Origin of the sequence: Hydrogenovibrio crunogenus, assembly GCF_004786015.1 — a bacterium.
In the GTDB taxonomy this organism is placed as follows: domain Bacteria; phylum Pseudomonadota; class Gammaproteobacteria; order Thiomicrospirales; family Thiomicrospiraceae; genus Hydrogenovibrio; species Hydrogenovibrio crunogenus.
Map to the genome: position 1 here is coordinate 931,716 of NZ_CP032096.1, position 14,839 is coordinate 946,554.

17 protein-coding genes and 1 tRNA gene are annotated in these 14,839 nt (G+C 43.5%); 17 read left to right on the top strand and 1 reads right to left on the bottom strand.

From position 1 onward, the window contains the following. The first annotated feature begins 4 nt into the window (after nt 1–4). The 5 genes from nuoL (at nt 5) to GHNINEIG_RS04445 (ending at nt 5,551) form a co-directional block, all read left to right on the top strand. Complete coding sequence (gene nuoL, locus GHNINEIG_RS04425) at nt 5–1,981, top strand: NADH-quinone oxidoreductase subunit L (RefSeq protein WP_135795523.1); 1,977 nt, start codon at nt 5–7, stop codon at nt 1,979–1,981. Nucleotides 1,982–2,014: 33 nt separating this feature from the next. Next, the gene (locus GHNINEIG_RS04430) at nt 2,015–3,529 is read left to right on the top strand and encodes an NADH-quinone oxidoreductase subunit M (RefSeq protein WP_135795524.1); all 1,515 of its coding nucleotides are present in this window, start codon (nt 2,015–2,017) and stop codon (nt 3,527–3,529) included. 23 nt (nt 3,530–3,552) lie between these two features. Continuing rightward, a complete protein-coding gene (nuoN, locus tag GHNINEIG_RS04435; RefSeq protein WP_135795525.1) occupies nt 3,553–4,989 on the top strand; it encodes an NADH-quinone oxidoreductase subunit NuoN in 1,437 nt (478 codons plus the stop codon). Between the two features lie 67 nt (nt 4,990–5,056). Then, nucleotides 5,057–5,392, top strand: coding sequence for a DUF2818 family protein (locus GHNINEIG_RS04440; RefSeq protein ID WP_135795526.1), 336 nt, complete (start codon nt 5,057–5,059; stop codon nt 5,390–5,392). 82 nt (nt 5,393–5,474) lie between these two features. Further along, nucleotides 5,475–5,551 (top strand) — tRNA-Met (locus tag GHNINEIG_RS04445). Between the two features lie 153 nt (nt 5,552–5,704). On the opposite strand, the gene GHNINEIG_RS04450 is transcribed toward GHNINEIG_RS04445, so the two are convergent. Then, on the bottom strand, nt 5,705–6,007 hold the full coding sequence (locus tag GHNINEIG_RS04450) for a DUF3175 domain-containing protein (RefSeq protein WP_135795527.1): 303 nt from the start codon (nt 6,005–6,007) through the stop codon (nt 5,705–5,707). 452 nt (nt 6,008–6,459) lie between these two features. On the opposite strand from GHNINEIG_RS04450, the gene GHNINEIG_RS04455 reads away from it, so the two are divergent. From GHNINEIG_RS04455 to GHNINEIG_RS04510, 12 genes are read left to right on the top strand one after another with little or no spacing between them, the layout of a single operon-like run. Beyond that, nucleotides 6,460–7,875 carry a form I ribulose bisphosphate carboxylase large subunit gene (locus tag GHNINEIG_RS04455; protein WP_135795528.1) on the top strand — a complete coding sequence of 472 codons (1,416 nt, stop codon included), beginning with the start codon at nt 6,460–6,462 and terminating at the stop codon, nt 7,873–7,875. Between the two features lie 45 nt (nt 7,876–7,920). Beyond that, nucleotides 7,921–8,265 carry a ribulose bisphosphate carboxylase small subunit gene (locus tag GHNINEIG_RS04460; RefSeq protein ID WP_135795529.1) on the top strand — a complete coding sequence of 115 codons (345 nt, stop codon included), beginning with the start codon at nt 7,921–7,923 and terminating at the stop codon, nt 8,263–8,265. Nucleotides 8,266–8,323: 58 nt separating this feature from the next. Further along, a complete protein-coding gene (gene csoS2 / locus GHNINEIG_RS04465; RefSeq protein ID WP_135795530.1) occupies nt 8,324–10,312 on the top strand; it encodes a carboxysome assembly protein CsoS2 in 1,989 nt (662 codons plus the stop codon). A gap of 27 nt (nt 10,313–10,339) precedes the next feature. Beyond that, nucleotides 10,340–11,926 (top strand): carboxysome shell carbonic anhydrase, encoded by a 1,587-nt coding sequence (locus GHNINEIG_RS04470; RefSeq protein WP_135795531.1) that lies wholly within the window; start codon nt 10,340–10,342, stop codon nt 11,924–11,926. Between the two features lie 14 nt (nt 11,927–11,940). Beyond that, nucleotides 11,941–12,213 (top strand): carboxysome peptide A, encoded by a 273-nt coding sequence (locus GHNINEIG_RS04475; protein WP_135795532.1) that lies wholly within the window; start codon nt 11,941–11,943, stop codon nt 12,211–12,213. Further along, nucleotides 12,194–12,448, top strand: a complete 255-nt coding sequence (locus tag GHNINEIG_RS04480; protein WP_135795533.1) for a carboxysome peptide B — start codon at nt 12,194–12,196, stop codon at nt 12,446–12,448. The genes GHNINEIG_RS04475 and GHNINEIG_RS04480 overlap by 20 nt, the downstream gene beginning before the upstream one ends. A 38-nt stretch (nt 12,449–12,486) precedes the next feature. Further along, a complete protein-coding gene (locus GHNINEIG_RS04485; RefSeq protein ID WP_011370267.1) occupies nt 12,487–12,777 on the top strand; it encodes a BMC domain-containing protein in 291 nt (96 codons plus the stop codon). Between the two features lie 26 nt (nt 12,778–12,803). Beyond that, nucleotides 12,804–13,097: a BMC domain-containing protein gene (locus GHNINEIG_RS04490; protein ID WP_011370268.1), complete on the top strand. Its 294-nt coding sequence runs from the start codon at nt 12,804–12,806 to the stop codon at nt 13,095–13,097. 26 nt (nt 13,098–13,123) lie between these two features. Continuing rightward, the gene (locus GHNINEIG_RS04495) at nt 13,124–13,432 is read left to right on the top strand and encodes a BMC domain-containing protein (protein WP_135795534.1); all 309 of its coding nucleotides are present in this window, start codon (nt 13,124–13,126) and stop codon (nt 13,430–13,432) included. Nucleotides 13,433–13,491: 59 nt separating this feature from the next. Then, nucleotides 13,492–14,040, top strand: coding sequence for a ferritin-like domain-containing protein (locus tag GHNINEIG_RS04500; RefSeq protein WP_135795535.1), 549 nt, complete (start codon nt 13,492–13,494; stop codon nt 14,038–14,040). Next, a complete protein-coding gene (locus GHNINEIG_RS04505) occupies nt 14,037–14,312 on the top strand; it encodes a 4a-hydroxytetrahydrobiopterin dehydratase (RefSeq protein ID WP_135795536.1) in 276 nt (91 codons plus the stop codon). The genes GHNINEIG_RS04500 and GHNINEIG_RS04505 overlap by 4 nt, the downstream gene beginning before the upstream one ends. Beyond that, complete coding sequence (locus GHNINEIG_RS04510; RefSeq protein WP_135795537.1) at nt 14,309–14,671, top strand: hypothetical protein; 363 nt, start codon at nt 14,309–14,311, stop codon at nt 14,669–14,671. The genes GHNINEIG_RS04505 and GHNINEIG_RS04510 overlap by 4 nt, the downstream gene beginning before the upstream one ends. The last annotated feature ends 168 nt before the right edge of the window (nt 14,672–14,839 follow it).

Genomic DNA, 14,839 nt, shown 5'->3' on the forward strand with positions numbered 1-14,839 from the left:
AACGATGATTTTAAAATTTTTATTAACCATTATCCTTTTATCACCGCTTTTTGGAGCGGTTGCAGCAGGGTTATTTGGTCGCCAAATTGGGCGACGCGGAGCGCATACGATCACCATTTTCGGTGTCGCTGTGTCTACGATTTTATCAGCCTATGTTTTCTGGCTTTTCGTTTTCAACGGTCAAGCCGCTTATAACGATTCACTTTATACCTGGTTAGTTTCAGACGGTATTCGTTTTGAAATCGGTTACATGATTGACGAATTGTCGGCTACGATGATGTTGGTGGTTACGTTTGTTTCATTGATGGTTCACATCTATACCATTGGATATATGGATCATGATGAAGACTATGAGCACTCTAACCCTTATTATCAAAGATTCTTCAGTTATATTTCATTGTTTACCTTTTCCATGCTTTCATTGGTTATGGCGAACAACTTCCTGCAACTCTTCTTCGGTTGGGAAGCCGTTGGGTTGGTATCGTACTTATTGATCGGTTTCTACATGAAACGTGAATCTGCCATCCAAGCTAACTTAAAGGCATTCTTGGTGAACCGTGTAGGGGACTTCGGCTTTATTCTCGGGATTGCTGTAGTAGTGATGTACTTTAATACTCTGGACTACAATGACTTCTTTGCAGGTCTGGAAGCACATAAAGAAACCACTATCAGTTTCTTCCCTGGGGTTGAATGGTCAATGATCACCGCTCTATGTTTGTTGTTATTCGTAGGTGCAATGGGGAAATCAGCGCAAATGCCATTACACGTTTGGCTACCAGAGTCAATGGAAGGTCCGACCCCCATTTCTGCTTTAATCCATGCGGCAACAATGGTTACTGCGGGTATCTTTATGGTGGCACGTTTATCTCCAGCTTATGAGCTGTCGGAAGTGGCTTTAAGCGCTATCTTAATCATCGGGGCGACAACTGCTTTCATGATGGGAGCATTGGGGATTGTTCAGAACGATATTAAACGTGTTGTGGCTTATTCAACTTTGTCTCAGCTTGGGTATATGGTTGCGGCACTTGGGGCGTCAGCTTATGCCGCAGGGATGTTCCATGTATTAACGCATGCGTTCTTTAAAGCTTTGTTGTTCTTAGCGGCCGGGTCGGTGATTATCGCTATGCACCATATCCAAGATATTCGTCAAATGGGTGGTTTGCGTAAGCATATGCCTGTAACCTATATCGCCTTGTTGGTTGGAACCTTGGCATTAATCGGTTTCCCTGGTTTCTCAGGATTCTTCTCGAAAGACAGTGTTTTAATGGCCGTAGGGCAAACGGATGTGTTTGGAGCGGGCTATGCACAAATTCTGTTACTGATTGGTGTGTTTGTCACCGCTTTCTATAGTTTCAGAATGTTCTTCCTGGTATTCCACGGTCAAGAATCGGATTATGTGAAAAACCATAAGATTTCAGAATCACCATTAGTGGTCACGGTACCTTTGATCCTATTAGCAATTCCTGCTGTCATCATGGGCTTACCGATGATGGATGGTATTTTCTCAGGCAGTTACTTCGGTAGTTCTATCACCGTGTTGCCAGAAAATGACGTTCTTAAAACCATTTATACTGAGCAATACCATGGTGTGGTCGATATGATTCTTCACTCTTTGACAACAGCGCCGGTTATTTTGGCCTTCTCAGGTGTTTTCTTAGCATGGTTGCTGTATATTAAGCGCCCAGAATTACCTGGCAAAATCAAACAAGCTTGTCCACGAGCATTCTATGTCTTAGATAACGCTTATGGCTTTGACCGATTTAATGAAATCGTGTTTGAAAAAGGCGCTCGTAAGTTAGGGAATTACTTCTGGAAATCGATTGATGTGAAGATGATCGATACTGGAATCGTAACCAACGGATTTACATCCATTGCAAATGCAGCTTCCGCACTGAGACTGAGTCAGACTGGTTTCTTATACCACTATGCATTTGTAATGATCTTTGGCCTGCTAGCGATGCTAGTTTGGGTACTGTGGTAATGACAATAATAAAAAGAGAAGGGAATTAATTACATGCTTTTCGGTTTTCCTATTTTAAGTACCCTAATATGGTTACCTATCATTGGTGGTCTATTAATTCTATTCTTAGGGCGAGATAGAGACAATTTTACAAAATGGTTTGCGCTGTCGGTTTCTGTCGTTACCTTTTTAGTCTCTATTCCTCTTTGGACGCAATTTGACACCTCTACTTCGGCGATGCAGTTTGTCGAGCAGGTTTCTTGGATTTCACAATTCAACATCCAGTATTACCTTGGGGTAGATGGGCTATCTATGCCTTTGGTTTTACTGACCACCTTCACACAGATCTTGGTGATTGCATCTGCGTGGGACGTTATCAAAGAGCGCGTTGAACAATACATGGGTGCCTTCATGATTATGCAAGGGCTTATGATTGGTGTTTTCGTCGCGCTGGATGGTATTTTGTTCTATGTGTTTTGGGAAGCCTTGTTGATCCCAATGTTTATCGTAATCGGTAAATGGGGTGGGCAGGATCGAGTGTATGCCACAATTAAGTTTTTCTTGTATACCTTCTTCGGTTCGGTATTCATGTTGGTTGCTTTTCTGTATATGTACTTTCAGTCAGGCAGCTTCTCGATTCTTGATTTCCATGCGATGCATTTAGGCAGCACGGCACAGATCTTAATCTTCTTAGCATTCTTAATTGCCTTTGCGGTTAAAGTGCCAATGTTCCCAGTTCATACTTGGCTGCCTGACGCACACGTTCAAGCACCCACTGCCGGGTCCGTTGTACTGGCAGCAATCATGTTGAAGATGGGGGGTTACGGCTTCGTTCGTTTCAGTTTACCGATCACGCCAGATGCGTCGATGGAATTAGATTGGCTTGTGATTGCGCTTTCATTGATTGCCATCTTCTATATTGGTTTGGTGGCTATGGTTCAAAAAGACATGAAGAAACTGGTCGCTTATTCATCTATCTCTCACATGGGCTTCGTCACCATCGGGATGTTCTTAGTGTATGACATCGTACAAAACACAGGTTCAATTCAAGGTTCCATGATCGGGATGGAAGGGGCGATGATTCAAATGATCTCGCATGGCTTTATCTCAGGTGCCATGTTCTTGATGATTGGTGTGCTTTACGATCGAATGCATACGCGTGAAATTTCGGCATATGGTGGGGTGGTTAATACCATGCCATGGTTTGGTTTCTTTGCGGTCCTATTCGCAATGGCGAATGCAGGTCTACCAGGGACATCTGGTTTCGTTGGGGAATTCATGGTTATCCTGGCATCCTTTAAAGCCAATGTTTGGTACGGAATTATTGCGGCCTCTACTTTGATTATCGGTGCGGCTTATACCCTATGGATGGTCAAGCGTGTCTTCTTTGGCGCAGTGGCTAATGACAATGTCGGTTCCTTGAAAGATTTAAACAAACGAGAGTTTGCCATTATGGCAACCTTGGCTTTCGCCGTGGTTTTATTGGGGATTTACCCAGCACCATTGATCGAAGTCATGCACTCTTCGGTTGCTAATCTGCTGATCCAAGCGACCACTTCAAAACTATAAGAAACAATAGGTGAGTTAATCGTATGAACTTTGTTATTCCCAGTTTTATTCCTGCAATCCCAGAGATCGTCTTACTAACATTGACGTCTTTGCTGCTCATTGCAGACACTATCTGGTCTAAGCGTAGCGAATTTGCAACCTATTATGCGACCCAGTTAATCTTATTGGTAGTTGGATATTTAGTTTTGACCAGCTTCTCAACCAGCCAAGTGCTTACATTTGATGGTAGCTTTGTCAGAGATGCATTTGGAGACATTCTAAAGCTGGTGATTGTCGTGGTTTCAATGGGGATTTTCTTATTCTCTAAAGAATATCTATTGCAAAATAAATTCTATCGTGGCGAATACTTCACTCTCGGCCTTTTCGGGGTATTGGGGATGTTCGTTATGGTATCGGCCTATAACTTGATTACCATGTATCTTGGGTTGGAAATCATGTCCTTGGCACTATACGCCATGGTCGCGATGCGTAAAGACAACCAGCATGCGCTTGAAGCGGCAATGAAGTATTTTGTCCTAGGCGCCTTGGCAACTGGTATGTTGCTGTATGGTTTCTCAATGATTTATGGTGCAACAGGCAGTATTCAGTTTAATGAAATGGCTCAAATCATCGCCAGTGGGAATGTTGATAATGTGGTCCTATCCTTTGGTGTGGTGTTCATTGTTATCGGGCTTGCGTTTAAGCTTGGTGCTGTGCCATTCCATATGTGGGTACCAGATGTTTATCACGGGGCGCCAACAGCGGTGACTTTGTATATCGGTACCGCAGCGAAAATTGCGGCATTTGCCATGCTATATCGTATTTTGGTCGAAGGACTGCCAGGCCTGGTAAAAGAGTGGCAAAGCTTAATTGTTATGATCTCGGTTCTGTCGTTAATTGTCGGGGCTGTCATCACATTGGTACAAGAAAACTTAAAACGTCTACTCGCTTATTCAGGGATCGGGCACATTGGGTTTATCTTACTTGGGATTATTGCCGCTAACCCTGATGGGTATTCAGCAGCAATGTTCTACACGATTGTCTATGTCATCACTGCATTAGCCGGGTTTGGTATGATTGTCGCCTTGGCGCGTACCAATAACGAATTCGACTTAATTGCAGACTTCAAAGGCATGAACAAACGTAACCCTTGGTTAGCCTTAATGATGTTATTCATTATGTTCTCAATGGCCGGGATTCCACCATTTGTTGGGTTCTATGCCAAAGTGGTCGTGATTGAAGAAGTTGTCCAAGCTGGCTTTACATGGTTAGCGGTCCTTGCGGTTGTGATGGCAGTCATCAGTGCTTTCTACTACTTGAGAGTGGTCAAGGTCATGTATTTTGATGAACCAGAAGACAGTACAAAAATTGAACCAGTCAGCAATCAGCTGAACTGGGCAGTGAGTTTTGTTTCCATTGCGTTACTGGTTTTAGGTTTAATGCCTTCCTCTTTAATAACGCTCTGTTACAATAGTTTATAGGCTACAAAATCATTAAACATTAAAAAGCCCGTTTTCACGGGCTTTTATTTTATAAAAGGTGGATTACATGTCTTTAGATGTCGCAGTTTGGGTGCTTCTTGTCACTGCAATCGTTTTAGCAAATATTCCTTGGGTGTTATCAAACCGCATATTTGTTGTTATTCCCGTTCCAAGAAAATCCATCTGGCTTAATTTTGCCGAATGGTTTTTATACTTCCTCGTAACAGGCTTATTTGCCTATCTACTGGAAAACAACGCCATGGGCCATGTCAAAGAGCAGGGCTGGGAGTTTTATGCGGTGACGTTGTTTATGTTTGCCATCTTCGCATTTCCAGGGTTTATCTACCGATATAACCTCAAAATGTTCCTTGATAAGACTAAAAAACAAACTAATTCAAATTAATCCCAAATCGCCCTTGCAATATCTGTGTAACACACTATAATACGCCACATCGAAACGCAAAGCGCTTTGATAATTACATTGATGCGGGGTGGAGCAGCTTGGTAGCTCGTCGGGCTCATAACCCGAAGGTCGTTGGTTCAAATCCAGCCCCCGCTACCACATTCTAAAGCCAGATTTTTCAAACACTTACGGGTGAATGAAGTCTGGCTTTTTTATTGCCTAAAATTTATGGCTGTGGTGGCCATATTCACCATTAAATTTGCCCAGGCCTGGCTCTTTTTAGAGACATTTTAGTTATCTTGTCTGATTAACTTATTTTCTGTAGAGTTTTCTTAGTTCGTCTTTTGCTTGTTCTAGTATTTGACGTTGAGCATCTGATAAGTTTTTTCCTGCGCGATTGATATAGAAGTTCAGCATGGACATGGCAGAACGAAATGGTGTTGTTTTTCGGTGGGTACTTGTCTCTGCAGAGTGTTGTAAGGAAAGCGCGATGGTTTTTGGATCTTTCAGTGTAAACACACCGGGTTCTAAAACAAGTGCGTGACTGTTTTCTGTAACTGGCTGTGACCATTTGTTTGTTAGAAGTTGTCTCTTCTTATCTCTTTTGTCAGGCATTACACATTCCTGTGTGATAATTAACTCTTTGATTCTTTTATTTTAATTCTACATCAAAGTGTATTTTTTTATTTTGTACTCAAAAAATCTGATTAATGATTCGTGTCTAGTTTTAATTTTTTTACCTGAAAATAGTCTAAGAAAAAACCCATTTTAATTTAGTTTAAAAAGCACTTAGAGTTATTCATATTTATCTATATTTTAAAAAATGTATAAAAAAACAAAAAAAGATTTATTTTTTTTCGAAATTTATCACTTATCTATAGATTTGTTTCTAGTGTCTACTTCCCTTTGTTTTAGAGGGGTTTACCTGTTTTTATATCATTCATTTTTTACATTCATAGAGAATGTTCAATGATTTCTATCGTTTCTTTCAATTAGTCAATAGGTCTGTTTATTTTTAAGATTGCACTCGAATTCAATTCAACTCCCAAATTAAGGAGAGCATTTTTATGGCAAGTAAAACGTTTGATGCTGGTGTACAAGATTACCAGCTGACTTATTGGACACCGGATTATACTCCGTTAGATACCGATCTATTGGCTTGTTTCAAAGTCGTACCTCAGGATGGGGTTCCTCGTGAAGAAGCAGCAGCAGCGGTAGCAGCAGAAAGTTCAACCGGTACATGGACAACAGTTTGGACAGATTTGTTGACCGATATGGAATTCTACAAAGGTCGTTGTTACAGAATCGAAGACGTACCAGGTGATAAGAACGCTTTCTACGCGTTTATCGCGTACCCTCTAGACCTGTTTGAAGAAGGGTCTGTGGTAAACGTACTAACATCTTTGGTTGGTAACGTATTTGGTTTTAAGGCCGTTCGTTCATTGCGTTTGGAAGATCTTCGTTTCCCAATCGCATTTATTAAAACATGTGGTGGACCTCCAGCAGGTATCCAGGTAGAGCGTGACAAGTTGAACAAGTATGGTCGTCCTATGTTGGGTTGTACTATCAAGCCTAAACTAGGTCTTTCAGCTAAGAACTATGGTCGTGCTGTTTATGAGTGTCTTCGTGGTGGTCTAGATTTGACCAAGGATGATGAGAACATTAACTCTCAACCATTCCAACGCTGGCAGAACCGTTTTGAGTTTGTTGCTGATGCCGTTGATAAAGCGACAGCAGAAACTGGTGAGCGTAAAGGTCACTACTTGAACGTAACTGCGGGCAGTGTTGAAGAAATGATGAAACGTGCTGAGTTCGCTAAAGAACTTGGTCAGCCAATCATCATGCATGACTTCTTAACAGCTGGTTTCACTGCGAATACAACACTTGCAAACTGGTGTCGTGATAACGGTATGTTGTTACACATTCACCGTGCAATGCATGCTGTAATCGACCGTAACCCAAATCACGGTATCCACTTCCGTGTATTAGCGAAGTGTCTACGTTTGTCAGGTGGTGATCACCTACATACAGGTACAGTTGTTGGTAAATTGGAAGGTGACCGCGCGTCTACACTAGGTTTCGTTGATCAATTGCGTGAAGCATTTGTTCCTGAAGACCGTTCACGTGGTGTTTTCTTTGACCAAGATTGGGGATCAATGCCAGGTGTTATGGCGGTTGCTTCTGGTGGTATCCATGTATGGCATATGCCTGCGTTGGTTAACATCTTTGGTGATGACTCAGTTCTTCAGTTCGGTGGTGGTACGCAAGGTCACCCAGGTGGTAACGCAGCAGGTGCAGCGGCTAACCGTGTAGCGCTTGAAGCATGTGTTAAAGCACGTAACGAAGGTCGTGATCTGGAAAGAGAAGGTGGAGACATCTTAAGAGATGCCGCACGTAACAGTAAAGAATTGGCAGTGGCTCTAGATACTTGGAAAGAAATCAAGTTTGAGTTCGATACAGTTGACAAGCTGGATGTAGGCTAAGTTTCGTCTTAGTTAACTTATTCCCTATAAAACAAGGAGTTAAATATGTCAATTTCACAAATAGATGATTACCGTACACAGTACACATTAGAAACTTTCTCGTTTCTTCCAGAGCTGACGGCTGATGAAATTTACGATCAAATCGTTTACATCATCAACCAAGGTTGGTCGCCGGCACTTGAGCACGAAGATCCAGCAAAAGCATCAGATCACTACTGGGGTATGTGGAAGTTGCCAATGTTTGGTACACGTGATCCAAATGAAGTTTTGGCTGAGATTGATGCATGTCGTCAAGCTTACCCAAATCACTTAATCCGTTTGGTTGGGTATGACAACTATACTCAGTGCCAAGGTCACAACTTTGTGGTTTATCGCCCACGTGGTATGTAAACCCAAGCGTGAATCCTAAGGATTAACGAGTGATTAACGAGTTAAAGGAGGCTTTAGCATGAGTACAAGTAATGCTCAAAGCGGTCGAGCCGCAGCCATTGCGCGCCGTAAAGCACAGGTAAAAGGAAAAGGTCACACGGCTTCAGCTGCTCCGGCAGCACCTCGTAAGCCAGCTGCTCCGGTTGCTGAACCTGTGGTTGCTGCTGCGCCTGCTCCTTCTCAGCCGTCTCGTTCTCGTCGTCAAGTATCTGCTGCTCCGACTGCCAAGCCGGCAGCCTCAGCAGCGGGTCGTGAAGCGGCTAAATTAAAGAGACAGCAACAGAAGAACGGTAAAAGTTCGGCTGGTGCATCAAGCACAATGCCTCACCCTAAGGCAAAAGCAAAGCGAAAACCTGAAGAGCCGATTATCGAGCCTCGTCAGGCGAAGGCGGAAAAACCTGCTAAGCGATCTGATCGCAGAACAGGGGTGAAGCCTCAAGTTGCTTCGCAGCAGCCAAGTGGTCGACTTCAATCGAAGGCGTATCGCAAGGCTCAAGCAAAAGGGAAAGCTGGTCAAGATGCATTTAAGTCAAGTGGTAGCAGCCAATCTGGCGCTAAAGCTAAGTTGGCTAACCCTGACGCTTCTACACGAGAAATTGCTCAGCAAGTTCGTGCAGAAAGATGCGCGCATGGAAAAACCTGTGCGACAGGTGGTTCCAGACCAATGCGTAAGCCAAGAAACCAAAAGGATGCACCATCGAAAGTAGGTGAGTCTGAGACCCTTCACGGTCAAAGCGTTTCTGGTACACAAGTTGGTCAAGGCGAAAAGAAAATGACAGGTGCTGAATCAGGTGCATGCCAATTGGTCAGCGGGACTGAATATTTAGGTTCAGAAGAGTTCAGTAAGAACTGTGATGTACAACCAACACCTCAGCCAGCCAAGGTAACGCAAACACAGACCACTCGTGGTCAGGTTGTAAGCGGTACTACCAAGGTCGGTCGTGGCGATAAAATGACGGGTAATGAGACGGGCACTTGTTCATCTATTACCGGTACTGAATATCTTCCTGCAGATCAAAGCAAAATGTATTGCGGTGATGTACCTGCCAAGTCTAAGGCAACCGGTTTTTCGGTAATGTCTCAGGCAACGCAGAAAAGTGAACAAAAGGTAACTGGTGGCGATAGCCGTAAGTCTCAATCGACTACGATTAGCCCTAAAAACCCTGCGAAAGCACCTCAAAAAGTGATGCCTTCGCAAACCGCCAAAGGAAACACCACGACGGGTAGCCAAGTGGGTCGTCTGGAATCGGTAACAGGGGGTGATAAAGGGAACTGCCAATCTGTCACAGGAACTGGGTACCAAGGCGCTGAAGAAGTTAAAGCATGTGATATGCCTATGACTGAAACGCCTACTAAGGTAACGGCTTCTGGTACAAGTGGTGGTCAGAAAGTAACTGGTGATCGAAGTGGTGCTTATTATGGAATGACTGGTGCAGAAGCAGGCGACTGCCAAACTGTAACAGGAACTTCTTACACTGGTACAGAGCAATCTCAGTTCTGTTCAGTTGAGCAGCAAAACGAGATGAAAGTTCGTCAGCGTCGAGGTGCAAACCCTTCAATTTCTGGGGTTCAACCTGGTCCGCAAGGGCTGACAGGCGCACAGAAAGGGGCTTGTGAATTGGTTACAGGATCTCATTACCAAGGCGGTGATCAAACTGCGATGGTATGTGATTCAACTAATGCAGCAGCACCTGGAGAGTCGGACTTTCCGGCAATGATTGGACAAGCGCAACCTGCTTTTTCAACGAATGAAGTAGAACCGATGGTTGATGAAGGTTCACGAATTACCGGTGACGGATGGGACAGAGGTTCCAAAGTAACGGGTACGGATGGACCTTGGGCAGCACAACGTAATTCTTCGATTCGAGGTGTAGCAGGACAGTCGCCAATGGGAGCAAGTCAATTTAGACCTGTTAACAATGAAGTTCCGATGAGCCCGATTACGGGGTCTTCTGGAAATACTGATACGGGCGCGAAAGTGACCTTGTCAGGCGGCGCAAGAGCGTAATTAAGTAACTGAATATTGGGTGTTTTGATGAATCGTTTGAAAAAAAGTCATCGTCAAAAGTCATTGTTTTGGAGACCGATAGCACCAAACCCTCAGTGGCAGAAGGAAAATCCTACTGCTCATGGATCTACTGAAACTGAGAGCTTTGGTTATAACGGTGGAAACGCAGAGGTGAAAACCTCTTCGGCAATGATGACTGGCATCCATGCTTTGGTTAATGAAAGACAAAACCAATGGCTGCGCGAGTATGAAGTGGATATCAAATCCCGTTTTGATGATATCGAACCGGTTTTGAAAGACATTTTAGCTCAGCAAAGCCAACCAAGTTTTGTCAGTTGGGCCAACCAACAGTTATTTGCAAAGTTGGGTGTATCCTTAACAGAACAAGATTGGCAATCTGGAGTGCAATTGCAATCTCAGAAAGGCTTTCAGTTTTTGTACGGAAAAACCCTCTTTGCCCAATTTATGAGAATGTCAGAAGACTTCTTTGTGAATGATCCTTTGTTGGGTCAAAGAAAACATGAAGCAGAGCGTATTTTTAAAGAAGCTGGCTTCCATGCAGTAGGAATTGCTCCTTGTGCAGATGGACGTTTGGCACACATTTTAAGTTACGTACTCCGCTTACCTTATGCCTTAGCAAGACGTAAGGCACATGCAGGCGTCATGTTTGATGTCAGCGAAAGTGTTAGAAACTGGGTGTTTATAGAACACACGAGATTTCGTGAAGGTGAGCCAAATTTGGCTGATGAACCTACACGTTACTTAAAGATTGCGGTGTATCACTTTTCTAAGGCAGACCCGACACATCAAGGGTGTGCAGCTCATGGGAGTGATGACCATAAAGCGGCGCAAGCGGCTTTACAAAAACTAAAAGATTTTAAACAAGCGATTGAAAACCGTTTTGGTTGCGGGTCAACGGTTCAAACTCTATTACTAGGGTTGAACACAGATGATGACAGCATGAAGGTGCATATCCCGAATGCGAGTGGTGAAGTCTGTTTGGATCGTTATGTTGAAACGGAGCAGCTATATCAGATCACAGCAAGTTTATCTGATACGGAGGCCAAGCAAACGTTGGAAAATGCCATCCTTGCTTGTAACCAAGCTCTTGGATCAACCGCACCACAACCAGAGTTGGTTAAATTGTTGAGCTGGTTGATTGGAAATAATTTTTCTCAGATTGCTTATGTGAATCAATATGAGAATGGTTGTTACAGCGACATAGGCCATGCTGAGAGATTTATCGGTATTGGTAACGGCTTTGAAGAAGTGCAATTACGTAACCTGAGTTATTACAGTTTTCTTGATACGGTTGAGGAAGGTGTAAATGACGTGGATGTCGGAATCAAGATTTTTAAAGGCTTGAATGTCAAAAAAGGATTACCGATTCCAATCATTATCCGCTGTGATTATGACGGTCGCGTACCAGGCTCTAAAGATAGAGCTGAGGCAAAGGCTTTACGTATTGAGAAGGCATTGCACAATCGCTATCAAGAATTGTCGGCACCGGGCTTATTGCAAACGTTACCGACATTAAGAGATTTTACCAGCTGTAAACCAGCTGAAAAATTACCAGGCCTGGCGGATTTATCGGCCAAGCAAAGAACCGCATAGAAGGGAGGTGAAGCTTGAAAATTTATAAAGTTGATAAAACCCTCGTTTCAACAAATCGTATTTCGATGATGGAGCATAAACCTCTATTAGTTGTGCGAGAAAAGGATGGAGGCACGCCTCAAGTTGCGGTAGATCCGGTAGGTTGTAAACCAGGTGATTGGGTCATTTGTTGTGGTAGTTCGGCGGCACGTGATGCAACCGGCGTTAAAGGTTACCCTAGCGATCTCACAATAGTGGGCATTATCGATAAATGGGAAGTACCACAAGATGCAGATACTACAAGTTAAAAAACAGTTGGTTCTGACCAGTCGCTTAGAGGATTTGGGACACCTTCCTTTAAAAGCGCTGACTTCAGAAACGGGTGAACTATTTGTAGCGATGGATCCGGTAGGCACAAAAGATGGTGACTGGGTTTTTACCATCGCGAATTCTGCAGCACGAGATGCAGCAGGAGACAAAAGATTATTAACAGATTTAACGGTTGGCGGCATCATTGATGACTGGCAGCCAAAACAGAAGTAAGTTTTAAATTTAAAGTGAGCAACTCGAAGGAGAAAGTTATGAGTGATTACGGTATTGCCCTAGGCATGATTGAGACCCGTGGTTTGGTGCCAGCAATTGAAGCAGCAGATGCTATGACTAAAGCAGCTGAAGTTCGCTTGGTAAGCCGTGAATTTGTTGGTGGTGGTTATGTCACTGTATTGGTTCGTGGTGAGACAGGTGCGGTAAACGCAGCGGTTCGTGCTGGTGCTGATGCTTGTGAACGTGTAGGTGACGGACTAGTCGCAGCGCACATCATTGCTCGCCCACACAAAGAAGTGGAACCAGTTTTAACAATGGAACAGAAATAATTAATTTTCTTTAAAGGAGAAATGTGATGAGTACGGAATATGGAATTGCATTAGGAATGATTGAAACTCGTGGTTTGGTACCTGCAATTGAAGCAGCAGATGCTATGACTAAAGCAGCAGAAGTTCGCTTGGTAAGCCGTGAGTTTGTTGGTGGCGGTTATGTCACAGTTTTGGTTCGCGGTGAAACAGGTGCGGTAAACGCAGCGGTTCGTGCTGGTGCTGATGCTTGTGAACGTGTAGGTGACGGTCTTGTTGCAGCACACATCATTGCTCGCCCTCACAAAGAAGTTGAGCCTGTTTTAACAATGGAAAAGAAATAAGACTTTTTCTATAAGGAGAAAAAATCATGAGTACAGAATACGGAATTGCTTTAGGTATGATCGAAACACGCGGTTTGGTTCCAGCAATTGAAGCTGCGGATGCAATGACTAAAGCAGCAGAAGTTCGCTTAGTTAGCCGTGAATTTGTTGGTGGCGGATACGTTACTGTTTTGGTTCGCGGTGAAACAGGTGCGGTAAACGCAGCGGTTCGTGCTGGTGCAGACGCTTGCGAACGTGTTGGTGACGGTCTAGTTGCAGCACACATCATTGCTCGCCCACACAAAGAAGTTGAACCTGTTTTAACATTAGGTAACAGTTCAGCTGACCGAAGCTAAGCTATTTTTAGGGAGGTTATAATTTTTTAACCTCCAATTTAAGGTACCAGGAGAGGGACATGCGTTATTCATCAAGAATGCCAGGAAGTGTCATGCCAGGTGCGGGTGCACACCCAAGAATACCTCAAGCTCAAACGTCTGTAGCAAACAGTCAGATCTTAGGATATTTAGGACGTGCCCTTAGCCTGGAATTCACAGCAGGTCAGCATTATCTCGCACAAGCTTCGTTGGCAAAGTTCCGACAAGAAATTTCGTATGCAGAAGGCTTTGTTACATTAGCGAATGAAGAATTCCAACATGCAAATTTGATTACCGATCGTATGGTAGCACAAGGTGCTTTGCCAGCAGGTAGTGTGTTAAGACCCGCTGGTAGTGCCAATAATATTGCAGAAGCCTTGAAAAGTTGTGAAGAGCGTGAAATCGCACTGATTCAACTTTACACAGAAGCCACTCAATATTGTGCCAATATGGGCGCTCAGGAAGACCATGCTTTGTTCAGCCGCTTATTAGAGGAAGAACAATCTCAATTAATGAGAGTACAGGCTTGGTTACAAGACTACTTCCAAATGATGGCAAACACGTATCAACCTGATAGGAGTTTTCTATGAATGAGCGATGGAAGTTGAAAAAAAAGCCAGCCAGCTTAGAGGCACGTTTTGAATTCAACGATTTTGAAAAGTTAAGAGCTTTTTTAGATGAGTTGGCCGAGCAGGCAGATTTACTGGATCATCATCCTAATATCAGTTTTGGTAGAGGGCATGCTTCAGTCATTATTTATTCAAACAGTGAAGAGTTAACCGAAATTGATTATGCCCTTGCAAAAGGAATTGATGAAGGTTTTCATCGTGTTACCGCTTATTTACAAGGAACAGAGTCATGACAGCTTCAAAAGATGCAAATAAAACTGCTCCGACGACAGCACAGAAAAAAACTGCAAACGTTTCGAGTAATCCTCAAGCGGAAACAGTTAAACCAAGCTCTAGTACTCAAAAAGTGGCTAGCACAGCTTCTGTCGCGAAATCTCAAACAGGTGGGGCTCAGGCACAAAAGCCAGCAAACAAGAAGACCGGTGCTGCAAAGCCATCTTCTTCTAGCGCTGTGTCTAATAAAGCGACACCTGCTAAAAAAACACCTACAAAATCCACTGCTAACGCAAGTAAAGCGAACACAGCAGCGGAATCACAGCATATTGCTGATCAGATTAAAGTTTTCTCTAGCAGAAGAGTTTGGCCTGATTAGAAATATAGCCTTTTATTAGGCATCCAAACCGGAGTCTTAGCCGAAATTTGGGGCAGTGCCGGTTCTGCCCACCTCTTTTTTTAACGCTTATTTTTGCCTGATGGATTGGGTAAGGGCTTTTTGTGCTATTTAAATACTGTACTATTTAAAATACATTGATTCTAATCT

Bases quoted from the DNA above. Each gene is read 5' to 3' on its own strand.
- nuoL (WP_135795523.1), top strand. From the start codon at position 5: ATGATTTTAAAATTTTTATTAACCATTATCCTTTTATCACCGCTTTTT.
- GHNINEIG_RS04430 (WP_135795524.1), top strand. From the start codon at position 2,015: ATGCTTTTCGGTTTTCCTATTTTAAGTACCCTAATATGGTTACCTATC.
- nuoN (WP_135795525.1), top strand. From the start codon at position 3,553: ATGAACTTTGTTATTCCCAGTTTTATTCCTGCAATCCCAGAGATCGTC.
- GHNINEIG_RS04440 (WP_135795526.1), top strand. From the start codon at position 5,057: ATGTCTTTAGATGTCGCAGTTTGGGTGCTTCTTGTCACTGCAATCGTT.
- GHNINEIG_RS04450 (WP_135795527.1), bottom strand. From the start codon at position 6,007: ATGCCTGACAAAAGAGATAAGAAGAGACAACTTCTAACAAACAAATGG.
- GHNINEIG_RS04455 (WP_135795528.1), top strand. From the start codon at position 6,460: ATGGCAAGTAAAACGTTTGATGCTGGTGTACAAGATTACCAGCTGACT.
- GHNINEIG_RS04460 (WP_135795529.1), top strand. From the start codon at position 7,921: ATGTCAATTTCACAAATAGATGATTACCGTACACAGTACACATTAGAA.
- csoS2 (WP_135795530.1), top strand. From the start codon at position 8,324: ATGAGTACAAGTAATGCTCAAAGCGGTCGAGCCGCAGCCATTGCGCGC.
- GHNINEIG_RS04470 (WP_135795531.1), top strand. From the start codon at position 10,340: ATGAATCGTTTGAAAAAAAGTCATCGTCAAAAGTCATTGTTTTGGAGA.
- GHNINEIG_RS04480 (WP_135795533.1), top strand. From the start codon at position 12,194: ATGCAGATACTACAAGTTAAAAAACAGTTGGTTCTGACCAGTCGCTTA.
- GHNINEIG_RS04485 (WP_011370267.1), top strand. From the start codon at position 12,487: ATGAGTGATTACGGTATTGCCCTAGGCATGATTGAGACCCGTGGTTTG.
- GHNINEIG_RS04490 (WP_011370268.1), top strand. From the start codon at position 12,804: ATGAGTACGGAATATGGAATTGCATTAGGAATGATTGAAACTCGTGGT.
- GHNINEIG_RS04495 (WP_135795534.1), top strand. From the start codon at position 13,124: ATGAGTACAGAATACGGAATTGCTTTAGGTATGATCGAAACACGCGGT.
- GHNINEIG_RS04500 (WP_135795535.1), top strand. From the start codon at position 13,492: ATGCGTTATTCATCAAGAATGCCAGGAAGTGTCATGCCAGGTGCGGGT.
- GHNINEIG_RS04505 (WP_135795536.1), top strand. From the start codon at position 14,037: ATGAATGAGCGATGGAAGTTGAAAAAAAAGCCAGCCAGCTTAGAGGCA.
- GHNINEIG_RS04510 (WP_135795537.1), top strand. From the start codon at position 14,309: ATGACAGCTTCAAAAGATGCAAATAAAACTGCTCCGACGACAGCACAG.